Annotated in this window: 1 protein-coding gene and 2 pseudogenes; all 3 read left to right on the top strand. The window is 40.3% G+C overall.

Features of this window, described 5'->3' with window-relative positions:
• A pseudogene (locus ACO9K6_RS20900) lies at positions 1-434 on the top strand (IS3 family transposase); the annotation flags it as partial.
• 228 nt (positions 435-662) lie between these two features.
• A complete protein-coding gene (locus tag ACO9K6_RS20895; protein ID WP_424769457.1) occupies positions 663-872 on the top strand; it encodes a hypothetical protein in 210 nt (69 codons plus the stop codon).
• A 203-nt stretch (positions 873-1,075) separates the two neighbouring features.
• Positions 1,076-1,687 (top strand): annotated as a pseudogene (sigK, locus tag ACO9K6_RS20890) (RNA polymerase sporulation sigma factor SigK); the annotation flags it as partial.
• Positions 1,688-1,808 lie beyond the last annotated feature (121 nt).

The raw sequence follows: 1,808 nt of genomic DNA, 5'->3' as shown, positions 1-1,808 counted from the left end.
GCATTGCTGAAGCTTGCAGAAATCCCTCGCAGTACGTTTTATTATTGGGTGAAACAGTTGGGTAAGCCAGATCCAGAGCAGAACTGAAGTCGCTCATTCAAGGCATCTACGAGGAACATAAGGGCCGTTATGGCTATCGACGTAATCGTGACGAGCTCTTGAATCGGGACCATCGCGTTAAATATGCATTGAAGAAAAAGGGGATTACCCAAAGCATGTCTCGAAAAGGGAATTGCTATGATAATGCGGTCATGGAGAACTTCTTTGGCATTTTGAAATCGGAGTTCTTATACCTGAATGAATTTGCAAGTCTAGAACATTTCAAGCAAGAGTTGGCACGGTACATGAATTACTACAACAACAAACGGATCAAGGCAAAATTAAAAGGCATGAGTCCGGTACAATACCGAACTCATGCCGAACAGGTTGCCTAAATATAGATGTCTAACTTTTTGGGGTCAATTCACTTAATGATGGCTGTTTTTAAGTTTGAAGCTCGTGTTTTGTCTATAAAGATTGGCATTATTTTAAGCTGTCCATCCGCCGTACATGCACATCTAGGCCGTCGCCCACATATAGTAAAGAACAGACTTCAATGTTCACCGTTAGTGAAGCCCAAGAGGGCTACACTTAGGTAATACAACGTGGGGGTGTACGGTACAATGCCTGGATTGTTCTCAGCGATAGCGCTATTCATTAAACAGCTTTCTCTGCTCGTCTCTTATGTCAAAAACAATGCTTTTCCCCAGCCGCTGCAGGAGGAGGAGGAAGCCAAGCATCTGCAATTGATGGCCGAAGGCAATCAGCGTTCCCGTAACCTGCTCATTGAACATAATTTGCGGTTGGTTGCTCATATTGTCAAAATGTTATAAACAAACTCCAACGTAATTATTTTATCTTTTCCGAAAAGCTTTTGCTTAAAAGAGCAGGTAAAGGAAACGTACTTATCCGACTCTATACTTAAACTCTAAGTGGGGTAACAGTCATGTTTTAGTCTCCAGCCATATATATGAAAGAACCATCACAAAGCCATTAACACGGTTCTTTAGAACAACATGTGGAGGTGATCACAGAAATGCCTGGGTTATTTGCAACAATCGCATTGTTTATAAAGCAGTTATCGTTGCTCGTTTCTTATGTTAAAAACAATGCCTTCCCCCAACCACTCCAAGAGGAGGAAGAAGCTAAACACTTACTGTTGTTTGCCAAAGGTGATCAGAACTCAAGAAATATGCTAATAGAACACAATTTACGTTTGGTCGCACATGTGGTAAAAAAGTTTGATAATACGAAAGAGGATATGGAAGACCTTATTTCAATCGGTACAATTGGATTAATAAAAGCAATTGAATCATTTTCTCCTGATAAGGGGACGAAGTTAGCTACATTTGCCGCTAGATGTATCGAAAATGAAATCCTTATGCATTTGCGTTCCAAAAAGAAATCCAGTAAAGATGTCTCATTACAAGATCCTATTGGGACAGATAAGGAAGGTAATGAAATTTCATTAATTGATATTCTTGGGACAGATGCCGATGACGTGGTTGAAAAAGTCCAACTCAAAATTGAAAAATCCAAGATATACAAAAACCTAGATATTTTGGATGAACGAGAGCGAAAAGTGGTAGTTACTCGTTTCGGTTTGGAGAATGGTGGGGAAGAAAGAACGCAGCGAGAAATAGCAAAAGTGTACCTCTGTCAATAGAGTAGACACATAGAATCGAGAAAATCACACAGCAGGACGGTACATACGTTCGTATTGATTGGGCGTGAAATATCCGATGGAAGAATGGATCCTCTTTCCATTA

This window comes from Paenibacillus praedii (assembly GCF_049725345.1).
Classification (GTDB): Bacteria; Bacillota; Bacilli; order Paenibacillales; family Paenibacillaceae; genus Pristimantibacillus.
Note: the sequence above shows the minus strand (reverse complement) of the source record. Positions and strands in the feature narration are given on the sequence as shown.